Origin of the sequence: Thalassospira sp. MCCC 1A03138 (genome assembly GCF_002115785.1) — a bacterium.
In the GTDB taxonomy this organism is placed as follows: domain Bacteria; phylum Pseudomonadota; class Alphaproteobacteria; order Rhodospirillales; family Thalassospiraceae; genus Thalassospira.
Genome location: NZ_JFJY01000008.1, coordinates 31,098 through 48,693 on the forward strand (window position 1 = coordinate 31,098; position 17,596 = coordinate 48,693).

The 17,596-nt window shown below is 56.5% G+C and carries 17 protein-coding genes; 7 read left to right on the plus strand and 10 right to left on the minus strand.

Annotation, left to right across the window (positions count from 1 at the left end):
- Positions 1 to 27: 27 nt before the first annotated feature.
- The 6 genes from TH468_RS16020 to TH468_RS16045 all read right to left on the minus strand — a co-directional run bounded on the left by TH468_RS16020 (position 28) and on the right by TH468_RS16045 (position 5,273).
- The gene (locus tag TH468_RS16020; RefSeq protein WP_085645625.1) at positions 28 to 1,728 is read right to left on the minus strand and encodes a methyl-accepting chemotaxis protein; all 1,701 of its coding nucleotides are present in this window, start codon (positions 1,726 to 1,728) and stop codon (positions 28 to 30) included.
- A gap of 36 nt (positions 1,729 to 1,764) precedes the next feature.
- Positions 1,765 to 2,145, minus strand: coding sequence for a hypothetical protein (locus TH468_RS16025; protein WP_085645626.1), 381 nt, complete (start codon positions 2,143 to 2,145; stop codon positions 1,765 to 1,767).
- Between the two features lie 256 nt (positions 2,146 to 2,401).
- A complete protein-coding gene (locus tag TH468_RS16030; RefSeq protein ID WP_246832362.1) occupies positions 2,402 to 2,875 on the minus strand; it encodes an MmcB family DNA repair protein in 474 nt (157 codons plus the stop codon).
- A 55-nt stretch (positions 2,876 to 2,930) separates the two neighbouring features.
- A complete protein-coding gene (locus TH468_RS16035; protein ID WP_007090950.1) occupies positions 2,931 to 3,176 on the minus strand; it encodes a DUF2312 domain-containing protein in 246 nt (81 codons plus the stop codon).
- Positions 3,177 to 3,301: 125 nt separating this feature from the next.
- A complete protein-coding gene (locus tag TH468_RS16040; protein ID WP_085645628.1) occupies positions 3,302 to 4,471 on the minus strand; it encodes a carboxylate-amine ligase in 1,170 nt (389 codons plus the stop codon).
- A 1-nt stretch (position 4,472) separates the two neighbouring features.
- A complete protein-coding gene (locus TH468_RS16045) occupies positions 4,473 to 5,273 on the minus strand; it encodes an N-formylglutamate amidohydrolase (protein ID WP_085645629.1) in 801 nt (266 codons plus the stop codon).
- Between the two features lie 242 nt (positions 5,274 to 5,515).
- Here TH468_RS16045 and TH468_RS16050 point away from each other — a divergent pair, with 242 nt between their 5' ends.
- The 5 genes from TH468_RS16050 to TH468_RS16070 all read left to right on the plus strand — a co-directional run bounded on the left by TH468_RS16050 (position 5,516) and on the right by TH468_RS16070 (position 11,711).
- Positions 5,516 to 6,265 (plus strand): FadR/GntR family transcriptional regulator, encoded by a 750-nt coding sequence (locus TH468_RS16050; protein ID WP_062952497.1) that lies wholly within the window; start codon positions 5,516 to 5,518, stop codon positions 6,263 to 6,265.
- A 61-nt stretch (positions 6,266 to 6,326) separates the two neighbouring features.
- Positions 6,327 to 7,589 (plus strand): glycerate kinase, encoded by a 1,263-nt coding sequence (locus TH468_RS16055; protein WP_085645630.1) that lies wholly within the window; start codon positions 6,327 to 6,329, stop codon positions 7,587 to 7,589.
- Between the two features lie 403 nt (positions 7,590 to 7,992).
- Complete coding sequence (locus tag TH468_RS16060) at positions 7,993 to 8,964, plus strand: XdhC family protein (protein ID WP_085645631.1); 972 nt, start codon at positions 7,993 to 7,995, stop codon at positions 8,962 to 8,964.
- 62 nt (positions 8,965 to 9,026) lie between these two features.
- Positions 9,027 to 9,479: a (2Fe-2S)-binding protein gene (locus TH468_RS16065; RefSeq protein ID WP_085645632.1), complete on the plus strand. Its 453-nt coding sequence runs from the start codon at positions 9,027 to 9,029 to the stop codon at positions 9,477 to 9,479.
- Positions 9,480 to 9,482: 3 nt separating this feature from the next.
- Complete coding sequence (locus TH468_RS16070; RefSeq protein ID WP_085645633.1) at positions 9,483 to 11,711, plus strand: xanthine dehydrogenase family protein molybdopterin-binding subunit; 2,229 nt, start codon at positions 9,483 to 9,485, stop codon at positions 11,709 to 11,711.
- A gap of 55 nt (positions 11,712 to 11,766) precedes the next feature.
- Here TH468_RS16070 and TH468_RS16075 read toward each other — a convergent pair whose 3' ends face one another.
- The 3 genes from TH468_RS16075 to gcvA all read right to left on the minus strand — a co-directional run bounded on the left by TH468_RS16075 (position 11,767) and on the right by gcvA (position 14,697).
- Positions 11,767 to 12,678, minus strand: a complete 912-nt coding sequence (locus TH468_RS16075) for an AraC family transcriptional regulator (RefSeq protein ID WP_085645634.1) — start codon at positions 12,676 to 12,678, stop codon at positions 11,767 to 11,769.
- Between the two features lie 243 nt (positions 12,679 to 12,921).
- Positions 12,922 to 13,710: a 2-oxo-tetronate isomerase gene (otnI, locus tag TH468_RS16080; protein WP_085645635.1), complete on the minus strand. Its 789-nt coding sequence runs from the start codon at positions 13,708 to 13,710 to the stop codon at positions 12,922 to 12,924.
- A 96-nt stretch (positions 13,711 to 13,806) separates the two neighbouring features.
- Positions 13,807 to 14,697 carry a transcriptional regulator GcvA gene (gcvA, locus tag TH468_RS16085; RefSeq protein ID WP_085645636.1) on the minus strand — a complete coding sequence of 297 codons (891 nt, stop codon included), beginning with the start codon at positions 14,695 to 14,697 and terminating at the stop codon, positions 13,807 to 13,809.
- 130 nt (positions 14,698 to 14,827) lie between these two features.
- On the opposite strand from gcvA, the gene TH468_RS16090 reads away from it, so the two are divergent.
- The gene (locus tag TH468_RS16090; RefSeq protein WP_085645637.1) at positions 14,828 to 15,529 is read left to right on the plus strand and encodes an FMN-dependent NADH-azoreductase; all 702 of its coding nucleotides are present in this window, start codon (positions 14,828 to 14,830) and stop codon (positions 15,527 to 15,529) included.
- A 17-nt stretch (positions 15,530 to 15,546) separates the two neighbouring features.
- On the opposite strand, the gene TH468_RS16095 is transcribed toward TH468_RS16090, so the two are convergent.
- Positions 15,547 to 16,905 carry an NAD(P)/FAD-dependent oxidoreductase gene (locus tag TH468_RS16095; protein WP_246832364.1) on the minus strand — a complete coding sequence of 453 codons (1,359 nt, stop codon included), beginning with the start codon at positions 16,903 to 16,905 and terminating at the stop codon, positions 15,547 to 15,549.
- A gap of 194 nt (positions 16,906 to 17,099) precedes the next feature.
- Between TH468_RS16095 and TH468_RS16100 the strand changes: the two genes are divergently transcribed.
- Positions 17,100 to 17,528 (plus strand): HIT domain-containing protein, encoded by a 429-nt coding sequence (locus TH468_RS16100; protein ID WP_085645639.1) that lies wholly within the window; start codon positions 17,100 to 17,102, stop codon positions 17,526 to 17,528.
- The last annotated feature ends 68 nt before the right edge of the window (positions 17,529 to 17,596 follow it).

The following is a 17,596-nucleotide window of genomic DNA, read 5'->3' on the forward strand; positions in this document are numbered from 1 at the left end:
CCTGTTGGAAGTAAAATGGAAAATGGATCAGACCGCCCGCAAACGGGCGACAAGCCCGTCCACGGAAGAACTCAGACCGGTCATCTGGCGACCAAGCTCGCCGGTTGCCTGCCCGACGGAATCCGCGGACTCGCGGGTGGCACGGGCGATTTCACGCACATCGCCAATCCCGCCCGATACGGTTTCGGCGTAACCGGCGGCTTCGGAAATGCTGTTGCTGATCTGGCCGGTGGCCGTCCCCTGCTCCAGCACCGCATCGGCGATGGCTTTAAGGATACCGTTGACGTCATTGACACTGGCAACAATCGTCTGGATCGCCTCGACCGCAAGAACGGTTTCGGTACGGACATTGGCGATTTCGGATGCGATTTCCTCGGTCGACCGTGCCGTCTGGCTGGCAAGGTTCTTGACCTCGTTGGCCACAACCGCAAAGCCCTTTCCGGCATCCCCGGCACGGGCCGATTCAATCGTCGCGTTAAGTGCCAGAAGGTTGGTCTGCTCAGCAATATTGCCAATCAGTGCCGCCACATCCTCGATCCGGACACTGGCTTCTTCAAGCTTGCGGATTTTGGCATCCGCATCCAGTGCCTGCTCGCTTGCCGCCTGTGCGCGGCGGCTGCTTTCCTGGATTTCATTGCTGATCTGGGAAATCGCGGCGGCAAGGCTGTTGGCCGCTTCGGAAATCTCGCCCATATTGCGGCTGGATTTGCCCGACGCATCATAGGCATTCTCGCTTTGCTGATCGGTGCGTTCGGCATTGGTCAGCATCGCCGTGGCCGATGCACCGATCTGCTCGATCGCGGCACTGACCGCAGTTGCCGTACCCTTGACCGATGTTTCGATCTCGGCCGCCAGTTCCTGCATGATCTGGCGCTTTTCCTCGGCGGCCTTTGCCTCGTCCTCAAGACGGGTGCGTTCGGCTTCCTGAAGGCTTTGCGCATTCTGGCGGAAAATTTCAACCGCGCCTGCCATGCTGCCCATTTCATCGGTCCGCCCGGTAAAGGGCACATCGATATCGGCCCGACCATCGGCAAGTTCGCGCATCACCGCCGTCAACCGTTTGACCGGCACGCCGATCACGCGCGTGATGGCAAAACTGATCAGCACCATCGCAAGGACGGCGACAACCGATGCAATGATTGTCTGATTCTGGGCTGCCATGCCGGCTGCCATCGCATCCGAACTGGCAACATCCATACGGCTTTCCGCCGTTTCACGAAGCTCGGCCAATGTCGCCATCAGGCTTTCGTAATCCGACTGTGCCGACCATGAAAAACTCAGCGCCCCGGTATACTCGATATCAAGCATCCCCAGAACCTGATCGATCTTGGCAAGGTAATCTTCGTAAAGCTTGGCCGCACCTTCCGCGATCTCGCGTTCCGGCCCCGGCAGGTTCTGATCACCCAGCATCTGGGTAAAGGCATCGCGCGCCGCCGTAATCTGTGACTGCAATTCCGCATTCACGCTGCTCATGCGGTCTTCGTCAACGCCTGCGGCCGACCATGACAGCAGGCGATAAACCGTCTGATGAACCTTGGTGACATTACGGTCGATATTGCCGATATCGCGGACCTCCGGATAGGCCTCCGAAACGGCAAATTCCAGACCGTTGCTAAGTGATACGATCGCGCGTCCCCCGATGACGCCCACAATGGCAATGGCGATAACCCCGATCAGCGGCAGGACCGCCAACTTGGTACCGATATTCAGATTGACGAAAGTTTTCATTCTGTAACGTTCTAACCAATTGTAACTACAAGGATATCAGGCAACTGCCCCAACAGCTTCCCGGAAGATGGTGACTATGGTGTCACCCTTGTTTTTGCGATGTCCCTTAACCAGCTCATTGGCGACACAACGATCATTCACCGGCCCCATTTCACCAGATGCGAAATGCGTGCGCAGCAAATGCCGATTGTTTGTTTTTATTGAAAATCTGAAGACATGCCGGGCGTGAATGGCCACAAGCAGGTGCGCAGTTCCGCACCGGATAAAGTTCGGACCGGCATACCGGATGTAACGCCCCCGCGCCCCGATGCCATCCCCCGATACAAGCCCAAGGCTTGCAGCCGCTCTCGCAGCACGTCCCATCCCCGCCATCGTACCCCCACGATCCGACAGGCGCGCAAAAATGCACCCCGTCATACAGGTTTCCGCGGCATAAACCGATCTTGATCGTTTCCAGGGATATTTTCTTCTATCACCTGACCGCGCGGCAGAGTGTAGTCAGCGACCACTAGCGCAACCAAGTGACATGTTTGTTAGGATATTAGTTCAAAAATGAGACAAGAAATACTACCCTAAGGTATCCGTTTCCTATCGGGGTATCGTATAAGTATTACATAGCAAAGACTTATACATTCACAGATTTATATCGTTCTCTAATTTAGTTTTTAATTATTTACAGAACGAAGATTTCACTGTCCGCTTCCGGAGTCATCCGGCCTGCTGCCGTCCTTCCGAATGAAATCAGTAATTTCTTTCTGCGCGCTGCTGACAGTTTCCGGTCCGGCGCCGGCGCGGGGCGGACAATGGCCGCCTCGAACCGGTCGGCGACGATCAATCCGACATCGACCGGGATCAGGTCACGCGGAAATTCCATCGGCACGGCAAAGAAAAACCGGTCGCAATAATCAAGATAGCTTTCCCACTTCTGATCAACGCGAAAATCCTCGACCGATGATTTTACCTCAACCGCCCAAAGATCACCCTTTTCCCCAAGGGCCAGAACGTCAAGCCTCCGCCCGTTGCCAAGCCTAAGCTCGGTCAGGCACGCCATGCGATGATGATACAAAAGACGGCAAACGCCTTCTGTGACTTCGCTTGTGATTTGAGGGCGATTGCGGTCATTCATCGCCACAGGATACAAAAACAAAAGCCCGCTCGAAAGCGGACTTTGCGTCTTGGCGCGACACTCCTGACAAAGCAGATCAGCTCATGCCAAGCGCACGTTTGTAGACCTCAAGGATTTCTTCCTGTTCGGTGCGTTCGTGATCTTCCATTTTGCGCAGACGGATAATCTGGCGCAGGATTTTCACGTCGTAACCAAGCGCCTTGGCTTCACCGTAAACTTCCTTGATATCAGCCATCAGGTTGGCTTTTTCTTCTTCAAGGCGTTCAATGCGTTCGACATAGCTCGCAAGCTGATCGGCTGCGATTCCACCGACTTCGGTCATTCCTGATATTCTCCGATCATGTTTGCGCAGCGGAAACCGGTGCGCTGAATTTCAATGCGGCGCGACGATACTCAATGCGCTTTGCCATGACAAGACCCGTTCGCCCGGCAAATTTCAGACAGCTTTCAAACTGCCGATTTTTCGCCGGGCACCGTATGCGCAATCAGGTGATCGGCCACCGCAAGCAACGCATCACGCGGGCTGGCCCCGTTTTCCACCGCATCGGTATAAATCTCGCGCTGGCGGCGTGCGCTTGTGCCGCGTTTGATAATGGTGCGCGCATGTTCGACTTCCGCGACACAGCCGAAATGCTCGGCATCCGGGCGGATCAGTTCGATGATTTCTTCCAGCAGATCGGCATAGGGCACGATCTCCGCCCGGCCAAAATCGATCAGCCCGGTTTTATCCCCGGCGTCGCTGCCATACCGGCACGCCCGCCAGCGGTTTTCACGTACCAGCATGTTCGAATAAATCCGCCAGCGCTGGTTATTACGCCGCAAACGATACAGCATCCGCATCAGGCATCGCGTGATCGACGCCACACAGATCGCGTCTTCCAGATCGGTACAGACATCGGCAATCCGCATTTCAAGCGTCGGCCAACGATCACTGGGGCGCAAATCCCACCAAAGCTTGGTGCCATCCTCGATCACCCCGGCCTGGATCAGCATATCGACATGACGGCGATATTCCGCCCACGATCCGAACACTTCGGGCAAACCGGTACGCGGCAGGTTATCAAACACCGAAAGCCGGAAGGTCTGAAGCCCGGTATCACGCCCCCGCCAGAACGGCGAACTGGTCGTCAGTGCCAGAAGATGCGGCAGAAAATAGCTCGCCTGCGCCATCAGTTCGATCCGCAGGTCGTCATCCTCGATCCCGACATGCACATGCATGCCGCAAATCAGAAGCCGGTCAACAACCGTGCGAAGGTCCCGCGCAATCGTGCTGTAACGCTCGCCCTCGGTGTGTTTCTGGCTGTCCCATTGCGCAAACGGATGGGTCGATGCCGCCAGCAATGCCATGTCATAACGTGCGGCAATATCGGCAACCGTGCTGCGCATATGCGTCAACTGGTCGCGGGCCTCGGCCGCACTGTTGCAAACCTTGGTGCCGGTTTCGACCTGGCATCGCATGAACTCGCTTGATACCTGATCGCCCAGTTCGGCCTTGCAGTCTTTCAGAAAATCCGCTGCCGGGTCCGTCGCCAGATCGCGACTTTCGCGGTCCACCAGCCAGAATTCTTCCTCGATCCCGATGGAAAAGCCCGGTTCGCGCGAATGGGACACCGCCAAATCAGTCTCTCCTGATTTTATAAAGGTTCGGGTCGGCCAGGATGTCGACAAACGCATCGCCAAGGATTTTGGCCCATTTCTCACATCCCGCATCAGTATCAATCAGATCCTGGCGGATTTCAATCGACACACAGGGCAGCCCACCGGCTTCGCCGTGATGATCGATGGTGTAATCGGCCATATGCTGCCCGGAATAGGGTTCGTTATCACCAATCGTCAGATCGGGATTCTGTTCACGAAGTTTTGCCAGCAACGGTACGGGAATACGGTCATCCTGATCCCAAAGCACGCCGATCTCCCACGGGCGTTCAAATCCCTGAAACACCGGGGTAAAGCTGTGAATGGCGATCAGGGCCGGGACGATTTTATGCGCGTGGAAATTGGCAATCCGTTCCTCGATGGCCCCGTGATAGGGCAGGAAAATCTCGCGGATGCGTTTCATATGATCAGAAGGGGAAACGTTTTTATTGCCCGGCACCACCGTCTGATCGGCGATTTCGGGCATTCCGGTCGGGTCCCAAAGCTGCCGGTTGCAATCAATCACCAGCCGCGAAAATCCGCCCAAAACCGCCGGGCAATCAAACCGTTCAACCAGAATTTCGGTCACCTTGCGCGCCCCGATATCCCAACCGATATGGCGTTTGCGTTCTTCTTCCGGCAGGCCCAGCGTACCAAGGCTTTTGGGGATTTCGCGCGAAGCATGGTCACAGACAAAAAGCGAATGCCCCTTGCCGTTCTCGTTCAAAACCTCAAACGGTGCGGGATCATCATGGCCCAGCAGCGACCCGGTATGGTGGCTCACGCGAATTCTCCTGAAATTGGGGCAGCTTGAAATTTTCGGCTCCGGAACCGGCACGAACCGGCACATCGGACCCTGTTGAACTATCAATTTATTGCAGGACTGACAAGGTCGCCCGCACGTCCCTTTTACAACAGTTCAACGGACACTTTGCAGCAACGCCAAACATCCCGTAAAGTGGTATGACCAATAAAACCAAACGCGTTTGTCGGCTGGAGTACAGTCGCTGCTGGAGTGTTCAGAACATGCCGCCTGTCAAACCTGTACCGTCTTCGGACACGGTTGATGCCAACCGGCCCAAAAGGATTGCCGATCAGGTTGCCGACAAGCTTCTCGACATGATCACTGCGGGCATGTTCCTGCCCGGTGACCGTCTGCCGGGCGAACGACAGCTTGCCGAGGACATGAAAGTCAGCCGCGTTTCGGTCCGTGCCGCCCTGCAAAAGCTTAAAACCCGTGGTTACCTGCGCGCGGTTCAGGGGGGCGGTACCGAAGTCCTGTCTTCGACCGGCGTCGAAATGGATACCGCGATGACCGATCTTGTCCGGGACTCGCTTAACAATCTGCGCGACCTGCAGGAAATCCGCTGCACGCTCGAAACATGGGCCGCACGTCGGGCTGCCATCAATGCCAGTGACGAGGATATCGAACTTCTGCGCATCGCCTACCGGCAGGCTCACGATCCGCGTCGCGCGCCAAAATACCGTGCCGATGATGACCATCGCCTGCATATGATGATCGGCCGTGCCAGCGGATCAATCATCTATTACCACGTCATGAAAATGCTGCACGATGTCCTGCAGGCCGCCCTGACCGAAATCCGCTTTAACAATCTGTCCGGCCCGTCCTTTGACCGGATGGTGCAGGAACATCATTATGCGATTGTCGAAGCCATCGCCGCCCGCGACCCGGACGCCTCGGAAAAAGCCATGTCCGAACATTTGCAGGCGGTCATCGAATATTTCAAACTGGCCGCGGTGAACAAACCGAACTGAGCCGCAAATACAAAGACAATTACAAGAACGATAAAAATACGACCATTCAGGGAAACCAGACATGACGACATCGCGCGACACGCTTTTGCAGTTGATGGATGCCGCCCTTAAGGCCGCCGATCCTGCGGTCCAGATTCCGCGCAACCTGCCGACAAAGCCCAAGGGCAAAACCATCGTCATCGGTGCGGGCAAGGCATCGGCCAATATGGCGCAGGCGTTTGAAAAGGCATGGGATGGCGATATTTCCGGTCTGGTCGTCACCCGCTATGGTCATGCCGTCCCGTGCGAGAAAATCGAAATTGTCGAAGCCTCCCACCCGGTCCCCGATGCCGCCGGGCAAAAGGCCGCCCAGCGTATTCTCGATATCGTCAAATCCGCTGGTCCCGATGATCTGGTGGTCTGCATGATTTCGGGCGGCGGATCGGCCCTGCTGGCCCTGCCCGGTCCGGGCCTGACACTCGAAGACAAACAGGCAATCAGCAAGGCCCTGCTTCATAGCGGTGCAACCATTTCCGAAATGAACTGTGTGCGCAAACACCTGTCCGCGATCAAGGGCGGCAGGCTGGCCGCCGCCTGTGCCCCCGCACGCATGGTGACCTATCTGGTATCCGATGTGCCGGGCGACGATCCGGCGATCATCGCATCCGGTCCCACGGTTGCCGATCCGACAACCGGGCAGGATGCGCTTGATATCATCCGCCGTTACCGGATCGAAATCCCGCTCGCCGCGACCGAACTTCTAAATAACGACATCCATGAAACCGTCAAACCGGGCGACAAGTGCCTTGACGGGCATGAAGTGATCATGCTGTCACGCCCGCAGGACAGTCTGGAGGCCGCAGCCAAAGTCGCCCGCGACCTTGGCATCAATCCGGTCATTCTGGGCGATGCCATCGAAGGCGAAGCCCGCGAGGTCGCCATCGTCCATGCCGGGATCGCCCATCAGGTCGCCAGTCACGGCCAACCCGCCGCCAGACCCTGCGTGCTGCTATCGGGCGGGGAAACAACCGTCACGGTCCGCGCCAAGGGGGGCCGTGGTGGCCGCAACAGCGAATTTCTGCTCTCCCTCCTGATCCAGTTCCGCGATCACGCCGGGTTCAGCGCGCTTGCGATTGATACCGACGGTATTGACGGCAGCGAAGATAACGCCGGTGCCATCATCGACCCGACAAGCTGGCAAAAGGCGATTTCAGCCGGTATCGATCTGCGGGAATATCTGGCCAATAACGACGCCTATAGCGCATTCGCCAAAATCGACGATCTCCTGATCACCGGCCCGACGCTGACCAACGTGAACGACTTCCGCGCCATCCTGATCGAATAACCGGGACCTGCACCCCCACCAACCCTGCTTTTACAATGGCTCGTTGTAAAAGCAGGCATGCCCTTTCACGCCCGATAACATCGGGCGGCTCAACCGGCAATGATGTCCCGAACTGGTGGATGTTAACCGGTTCACCCTGTTTCATACGCTGGCGAACAAACTCCATACGCTGACTTATGGAAAGCTCTCCCAAGTCCGGACATAGTCTTTTTCATAGCAGAAAAGCCAAGCTGACAAGCTGCTACGTGTTGAAGAGATGCCTGAAGCCGGATTGCATCATGTCGAGTTGAACCACGCTCTGACGGTCGTGATCCCGAACAAGGCTGCGTTGTCCGGGTGATGTCTATCAAGTCCCCCAACTGTCACCCGGACAGCATTCCTTTGTGGGAAGCAAGAGCAAGCCATGAGCAATCAACTTTCCGCTTTACTGGCCCTATGGCGACAGCACAGGGACGAAACCGAATGGGTCCTCGGTACCGTTTATCGTACCGAAGGCTCCGCCTACAGCAAGGCCGGGACAATGATGCTGATAAATGGAAAAGGTCAGCAATTCGGGCTGCTCAGTGGTGGCTGTATTCAGGCCGACATTGCCCGGAATGCCCGCAAGGCAATCGTCACCGGCCAAACTGTCATGCTTGTCTACGATGGCAGTGACGAGGACGATTTGTCTTTCAGGCTTGGTATCGGATGTGGCGGCACGGTCTATATAATGCTCCAGCCCGTCATACCCGCCAATGACCTTGACCTAAGCAGCCTTCACACAGCACTTTCCCTACGTCAAAGCGGTTTCTACCGGCAGAAAATCGGCGACGTGATCAGTCGCTTCGAACCGGACCATGTATCCGGGCAGTCGGCGTCGTGGATTGAAAATCACGAAGATGGCGACTGGTTGGTGACGCCGGTTTTGCCAGAACCCCACATACTGGTTGTGGGTGGCGGTGTCGATGCTCGCCCGGTGGTGAATATCGCTCTGGAAATGGGGTGGCAGGTAACTCTCGTTGATCCTCGTAGCGCCAATGCAAGACGTGAACATTTTCCGCCTGCTTCCAATATCCTTCGAACCATTGATCACAGTCTCGCAACCTATGTGCAGGACAAGAGGATCGAAGCCGCCATCCTGATGGCACATAGCGTCACCATTGATGCTCGGGCACTCGCAATTCTGAGCCATGCACCACTTCGTTATCTGGCTGCACTCGGCCCAAAACACCGCTTTGCCGATATCCTTCAGCACGCAGGCATTCGTACCAGTGATCTGCCGTTCACAGTAGCAAGCCCCGCCGGACTGCCTATTGGCGGACGCCTTCCCGAAAGCATCGCTCTTTCGATACTGGCAGGCGTGCACTCAGCTCTTTTTGCCAGTCATTCGACCTGAACTGGCAGTTTTTCTACCGGCAGCCTTATCGCAGATAGCCAACCCTCATAAAGGAATAAACCATGACAGCGTTTAAGCTAAATGGACGTGCAGTAGATGTCGATGCAGCACCAGATACGCCACTGCTATGGGTCATACGTGAACACCTTAAACTTACGGGCACCAAGTTCGGTTGCGGTGTCGCACAATGCGGCGCATGCACGGTTCATATTGACGGGGAAGCAACACGCTCCTGCGTCACCTGGCTTGAAGACGTGGAAGGCAGCGAAGTCACCACCATCGAGGGCCTGTCGCCGGATGCCAGTCATCCGCTACAGAAGGCCTGGATCGCCGAGCAGGTGCCGCAATGCGGTTACTGTCAGTCAGGACAGATCATGCAGGCAGCAACCCTCCTTGAAAACACCCCCAACCCCACCCGCGAGGAAATCATCGAACATATGGATGGCAATATCTGCCGCTGCGGCACGTATGTCCGGATCATTGCCGCCATCCAGCGCGCCGCAAAGGAGGTTTGAAAAATGACCAGAACAACAGAACCGGTAAACCTTCGCTGCCGGGCGATCTCGCGGCGCAGCTTTCTGATTTCAGCAGGTAGCGTCGGTGTCGCGGTTGCCTTCGGCAGCCTGCCGGGTCAGGCATTTGGTGCGATGATGGCATCGTCGGTCGACGGCAATTATCTTCCGAATGCCTGGGTGTCCATTTCGCCTGACGGGACCGTTACGATCATGTCTCCCGCCTCCGAGATGGGGCAAGGCATCATGACAACACTGCCGCTCCTGATCGCCGAGGAAATGGATGCCAATTGGGATGATGTGAAAATTGTGCAAGCGCCCTCTGACGCTGAAACATTCGGGAACCCTGGTTTTTACGGCGTTCAATTGACAGGTGGCAGCGAATCCACGCGCGGTTATTTTACCCCGTTACGATTGATCGGTGCGCAAACACGCCAGGTAATACTGGCAAGCTGCGCAACCCTTTTGAACGTCCCGCAAAGCGAGCTTTCCACCGAACCCGGCAAGGTCGTCCACTCGCTCTCGGGCCACTCCCTTGGGTTTGGTGATATCGCTGCGAAGGGTGTTCTTCCCGATATCCTGCCACAGGTCACCGAAGCGGACCTCAAGACACCGGAACAGTGGCGTTATATTGGCAGGCGCGATATCCCGCGCATCGATGTCCCGGCAAAAGTCAATGGAAGCGGGATATATGGTATCGATGTCCAGCTTTCAGACATGCTCTATGGCGCGGTATTGCGTCCGCCCGTACAGGGTGAAAAGCCGGAAACCATTGATGACGAAGCGGCATGGGCGGTACCGGGTATCACACATATCGTTCCGCTATCCTATGGTGTCGGGATTATTGGTGAAACGGTCGAAGCGACAAAGCGCGCAAAGGACCTTTTGCAGGTAAGCTGGACCACATCATCAAGGGTGCGAAACTACACAAGCGACCAGTTACTCGAACAGTATCGCAAGGTGGGGAATGACCTGTCTCAGGCGGGTGTCGAAGCCCATGCGCAAGGCGATACCGAAACCGCCATGCGCAATGCCACAACCGTAATTGAGGTCGATTACATGAGCGACCTTATCTATCACGCAACGATGGAACCGATGAATGCCACAGCACAGGTGACCGGCGATACAGTGGAAGTCTGGGCACCGACACAAGGCCCGACAGGCACCCAACGCTTTGCCGCCAATGTCATCGGCACAACGCCCGACAAGGTCAAAGTGAACACCACTCTGCTTGGTGGCGGGTTTGGCCGCAAGGCAGAAGCAGACTTCATTATCGATGCGGTGTCATTGGCCAAAGAATCCGGGGGACGGCCGGTCAAAGTCATCTGGAGCCGCGAAGACGATGTGAGACATGACAAGTTTCGCCCGCTTGAAGCACAACACATTCAGGTCGGACTTGACGCTGATGGTAACATTACCGGTTGGCGGCACAGAATTGTTGCCGACTCTATTTTCGCACGCACAATGCCCGAATTATTCAAAGACATGGGTGGTCACGACGATGTCGTAACCGAAGGCGCACATTTCAATTATGCCGTTCCCGCGCACCGGATCGATTATATCCGTCAGGATAATGGTCTGGACATCGGTTTCTGGTTCGCTGTCGGGGTCGGCTACACCCGGTTCGGCATCGAATGCGTCATTGACGAAATCGCTGCTGTCAAAGGCAGTGATCCCGTGGAACTAAGACTAGAGCTTCTTAAAGACCAGCCCCGCGCCAGAAACGTCATCGAAACCGTTGCCCGTATGGCGGACTGGGACCGTCCCCGCGATGATCGCGCACTGGGCATTGCCTATGCTGATGCGTTCGGCTCACATTGCGCCCAAGTGGCCGAAGTATCCCTCAACCGGGAAACGGGCGAAATCCGGGTGCACAAGGTCTGGTGTGCGATTGATACCGGCGTCGCGGTCCAGCCACGCCATCTTGAGGGAATGATGATCGTCGGCATCACGAACGGCATAAGCCAGACATTGTTCGAGCAGATAAACATCGTCGACGGCGAAGTACAGGAAGGAAACTTCGACACCTACAGGGTCATACGCATGTCGGATGCACCGGAAATCGAGGTCTCTGTTGTGCCGACACCGGGCAGCCCGGTCGGCGGCGCAGGTCAGGCAGGCCTTCCGCCCGTCGGTCCCGCGATTGCCAATGCAGTCGCCCGGCTAACCGGTGGTGTCAGGCTTCGGCATTATCCGTTCCTTCCTGAACGGGTACTGGAAGCATTGAACGCCTGATGATCCGGCGATTTTTCCAGCATCATCAAGCCGCCTGCACAACGCAGGCGGCTATTTATTTGCCAACACCATATTGTCGTGGCGAACAGCCCATGACCCTTTTGAACGCCGTGCTGAATGCACTTTCAGCTTCGTAACCGACCGATAGCGCGATGACGGAAACCGGCTCATTGGAAGTTTCAAGTTGATCGACAGCCAGAAGCATACGCCAGCGCGTGAGATACTCGATCGGAGTTTCCCCAACCTTCTCCCTGAATCTCTGCGCAAAGATTGAACGCGACATTCCGGCATACTCGGCTAATTCCTGCAGCGTCCAACGTCGCGCCGGGCTTTCATGCATCGCCTGAATTGCCTGCGCCAGTCGTTTATCGGCAAGGGCTGAAAACCATCCCACATCACCGGAATCAACCATTTCCGTCAAATACAGCCGCAACGCCTGCACCAGCATCATATGCGCAAGATGCTGCGCAATCAAAGAACCTCCCGGCTCTCTCTGACGCAGTTCCTCCATCATCCTCTCGACAGACCATCGCAAAGCTTCTCGTTCTGACTTTTTACGAATATGGACGATAGGCGGCAGCATTTTCATAAGAAGCGGCGCGCCACCGCCGCTTACGCCGAAACGACTACCCGCAAGAAAAAAATCGCCGCCGCCGTTATAGGTAACGACACCACCATCCCGTGCTGGCGGGAAAATCGTACTGGCACAAACCGATGGCACCGACATCTCGCTTGCAAGACGGAAAGGTTTACCACTCGGCAACACAAAACAGTCGCCTTCCTGCAGACGCACGGGATCAGAAACACCCTCGACAGAAAGCCACCCGTTTCCGGAAATGACCGAGTAACATTTTATGCGGTCCTGCTGGCCGGAAAACTGTATCGACCAGTCCCCACCCGCATCAAAGCCTGCGGATACATAACTGCGCGGCTTCAGAAGCGCCAAAACGTCCGAAAGTGGATCCATAAGACATTCCTCAAAATTTAACGACAGTCCGCCTCTGAATGCTTTTGGCGTTCACGCTGGGGTCAACGAATTTTACTCTGACGTTATCTTCATATTTCGGCGTGGAAATTATGGCACTTGCTCGGAATTCTCCATGCTGCAACGTCCAGATTCCTGTCGAGAACGTCCGAACCCGGCAATTATCCCGCTACCAGATACAAGTTGAAAACATCCTTTCTTCTGCGTCCAAAGGCCACCGAGAACCTATGAGGCCGCGGGCATCCACGTGCGGATCCACTCCAGCCCGGCATCAGTATCGCCATGCGGCCTGTATTCGCAGCCGATCCAGCCGTCATAACCGACCCGATCCAGCATATAGAACAGGAACGGGTAATTAAGCTCGCCGCTATCGGGTTCGTGCCGCCCCGGCACACCGGCAATCTGGATATGGGCGGTTTTGTCCAGATGCTTGTCCAGACGGGCCGCGATATTCCCGCCGACAATCTGCGCATGGTAAATATCGAATTGCAGCGCCAGATTGGGATGATCAAGCTGATCCAGGATCACGGCGGCCTGTTCGACGGAATTAAGCAGATAACCCGGCATATCAATCGGATTGATCGGCTCGATCAGGATTTTGACCCCGGCCTGTTCGGCCAGATCGGCGGCATAAAGCAGATTGTCGCAATAAAGCCGCGCCAGTTCCCCGGCGTCCTCGCCCTTTCCCATCAGGCCCGCCATGCAATGCACCATCTGGCATCCGGTCGCAGCCGCGTAATCCAGCGCCTTGACCACGGAATCGCGAAATGCATCCTCACGCCCCGGTCGGCAGGCAAGCCCGCGTTCGCCCTTTTCCCAATCGCCGGTCGGCATATTGAACAAAACCTGTTCAAGCCCGTTGTCACTCAGCAGCGATTTGACGCTTGCCATCGGCATGTCATAGGCGCCGACATATTCAACCCCGCCAAACCCGGCCGCCGCCGCCGCCGCAAAACGTTTTTCAAACGGCAGATCGGCAAAAAGGAATGAAAGATTGGCGCTGAAACGGGGCATTGGACACCTGATCGAAGCATGGGTTCGGGTCGTCATGGTTTCGCATCACCGCCGCCGCGTCAATGCCAAAGCAGGACGGCATCCCGGACACCTTCATCACACGGCACCATCTTTGGCGATTTCGTCCGCAAGCCACCCGCCGAATGCCTCGATTTCCTTGATATTGGCACTCTTGCCGGTATGGATCAGATGATAATGATGCCCTTCCATCACCGGGCCAAACGGCTGCACCAGAAGCCCTGCGGCGATTTCCGAACGCACCATTTCCGAACTGGCCAGAACAACGCCCTGGCCTGCGATGGCCGCCTGAATGGCATGGGTATCGTCACTGAAACTAAGCCCGCTTGATAAATCGACATCATCCAACCCGGCCCGCTTGCACCACCGCGCCCAGGTCGGCGTCACCTCGTCCGGGCGCAGCCATTCCAGATGCAAAAAGGTCTGTCCGCGCAGGTCGTTGGGCTGTTGGATATTCAGCATCGGGCTGCAAACCGGCGCGAACCGGTCCGCAAACAGGGTTTGCACCACCATCCCGGCAAAAGGCCCCCTTCCATATCGAACCGCGGCATCGGCCATCCCGGAATTAAGGTCAACCACCTCGGCCGAGGTATGCAGCCGCAGATGAATATCGGGATGTGCTGCCTGAAAACCGCCAAGGCGCGGCAACAGCCATTTGGCCGCAAACGACGCCAGCACCGATACCGTCAGGCTGCGCTGCTGCTTGCGCGCCTTGACCCGATCAATGGCAACGGCAAAACCGGCAAAGCCATCGCGCAATGTGGGATAAAGCTCCTGCCCGGCGGCGGTCAGTGTCACCTGCCTTGGCTTGCGGTCAAACAATCGCACACCAAGGGTTTCTTCAAGCAATCGCACCTGATGGCTGATCGCGGTCGGTGTTACGGCAAGTTCGGACGCCGCCCGCTTGAAACTAAGGTGCCGGGCGGCGGCTTCAAAGGCGCGCAGGGTCGCAAGCGGGGGCAAGGGCATATGGATGAACTCAATTCATCTATTGGCTGAGATATTCGATTTTGATCAAAACCTGTATCCAAGTCAAATATGGGGTAATGCAAATCGAAACAGATGAACAAAGATCATCACCAACGATCAAAGGTGCCCCATGACAACCATTCTTCATATCGACAGCAGCGCCCGCCCCGGCCGATCCGACACCCGCGCCCATGGCTCCCACTCCCGACGCCTTACCGCCAAATTCATCGAACAATGGCGCGCCACCCGCCCGGATGACGAAATCATCTATCGCGATGTCGGGGCCAATCCCCCCAATCCGGTAACCGGTGACTGGGTTCATGCGGCCTTCACCAAACCGGCCCAGCGCGAAGACTGGATGCATCAGGCGCTGGCCGAAAGCGACGAACTGCTCTCCGAATTGCTGCGTGCCGATGTGATTGTTGCCGGGGTGCCGATGTATAATTTCGGCATGCCCGCCCAGATGAAGGCATGGATCGAAAACATCGTCCGCGTCGGCGTCACCTTCGGCTTTGACCGGTCGCGCGATGGCGAACCGTACTGGCCGATGCTGACCGGTGGCAAATCGGTGGTGGTCTTATCCTCGCGCGGCGATTTCGGATATGATCCGGGTGGACGTGTTGCCCATCTTAACCATGTCGAAGGCGGCGTCTTTGCCCCGCTGGAATATATCGGCATCACCGATCAATACAGCTCCGCCATCGAATATGACGAATTCGGCGATGAACGCACCCAGAAATCCATCGCTGATGCCGAGGCAAAGGTCACCGATATCGTCATGCAACTACAGGCACGCCATACACAGGTTTCCGATATCGCCATGACGGCATGAAAAGCCTGATGGCACCATCACCGGGGAATGGATCGGCCCCTCATTCCCCCGGTGGTGTTCTTGTCGTTTTTCCGCCCCGGGCTTGATGCTGCGCTTTGGGCGGGGCTTGCCTGATCCGACACCTCGCCCGCCATCTGTCCGGTGATCAGACGCGCGCCTTTTTTGCGGAACAGATAACTCCACACCCACTGCACCATCACAAGGGCGGGCGCGCGCAGACCGATCAGGAAATAGATATGCGCAAGCCCCCAGAACCACCACGCCAGCCAGCCGCGCAGCTTCAATCCGTTCAGGTCGATCACCGCCCGATGGCGGCCAATCGTCGCCAGATTTCCGGCATGGCGATAGGCAAATGGCGGTGTTTCACGGCTTGCCATATGATCAAGGATACGCCCGCCAACATATTTGCCCTGCTGCTTGGCTGCCGGGGCAATCCCCGGCACCGTCATACCATCGCGCCACGGCACATGCGCCGCATCACCGATGACAAAAACATCCTCATAACCCGGCACCGACAGATCGGTATTGACCATCACCCGGCCACCCCGATCACATTCCCGCCCGGTCCAGTCGGCCAGATGATCAACCCGAACCCCCGCACCCCAGATCACATTGGCGCTCGGAATGAACTCATCGTCGATCTGCGCACCCATCGCGGTAATGTCGGAAACCTGCTGATTGACCCGGACCTCGACCCCGATTTTTTCAAGCGATTTTCGGGTATAGTCTGATAGATCTTCCGGGAACGCACCCAGCAATCTGGGGCCACCTTCGGCAAGGATGATGCGTGCATCACGCGGATCGATCCGGCGGAAATCATGGGACAATGCCTGTTTGGCAAGCTCGGCAATCGCCCCGGCCATCTCAACCCCGGTCGGCCCGCCGCCAACCACGACAAAGTTCAGCAACCGACGCCGTTCTTCAGGATCTTCGCTGTTTTCCGCGCGCTCAAACGCCAGAAGCAGGCTTTTGCGGATATCAGTCGCCTCGGTAATGTTTTTAAGGCCCGGTGCGACCATCGCCCAGTGATCATTCCCGAAATAGGATGTCACCGCCCCGGTCGCGATCACCAGATAATCATATGAAAGGTCGCGATCCCCCGCGATGATCCGCTTGCCCGGCAAATCAAGCCCGGTGACCTCGCCCATGAAGACGGAAACATTGGGATAGCGGCTGAAAATACTGCGGATCGGCCAGGCGATTTCGGCCGGCGACAGATCGGCCGTCGCCACCTGATAAAGCAGCGGCTGAAACAGATGATGATTGCGCTTGTCGATCAGGATGACATCAACATCATCCTTGCCCGCAAGTTTCTTGGCGGCACTCATGCCCCCGAAACCCGCGCCAACAATTACCACCCGTTTTCTGTCCGTCATGCCGGTCATGCTCCTGTATCGCATTTGTCCGACCCCGGCTCTAGCTAGTCAGGAACGGGGTGATTTGCAAGTTATTCAAAAAGAACAATTGGATGGACAATTTTGTCCGCCTTTGCTGGAACGCGCGACAAGCTGATGCGTTCCGATTATAAGATTTTGCATTCATCCGCCCCAAGCCCCAAAAGAGGCCCACCATGATCCAGCAATTCGCCCTTCATCCACAGCTTGCCGCCGACACCTCCATCGTGACCGATGGCCCGCTATCCCATATCCTGCTGATGAATGACGCCCGCTATCCCTGGCTGATTTTGGTCCCCAAACGCGCTAATCTGGTCGATTATGACGATCTGACTGCGGATGAACGCAAATTGCTGGGCGATGAATGCGCCGCTGTTTCAGCAACGCTGAAACGTCGCTTCGACGCACATAAAACCAATGTCGCGATGCTGGGCAACATGGTTCCGCAACTGCATTGCCACGTCGTCGCCCGGTTCAAAAATGATGCCGCATGGCCCGGCCCGATCTGGGGTGTCGGCAAGGCCGAACCGTATGACGAGGAAACCGGCAATGAACGGCTGGCGATCCTGCGTGCCGATCTGATTTCAGCTTTCAAGCATCTGTAGTTTCCCGCTTTGCCGCTCCTTGACGCATATCAAGGAAGATGAATTTGGAATAATGCAAAAGACGGACA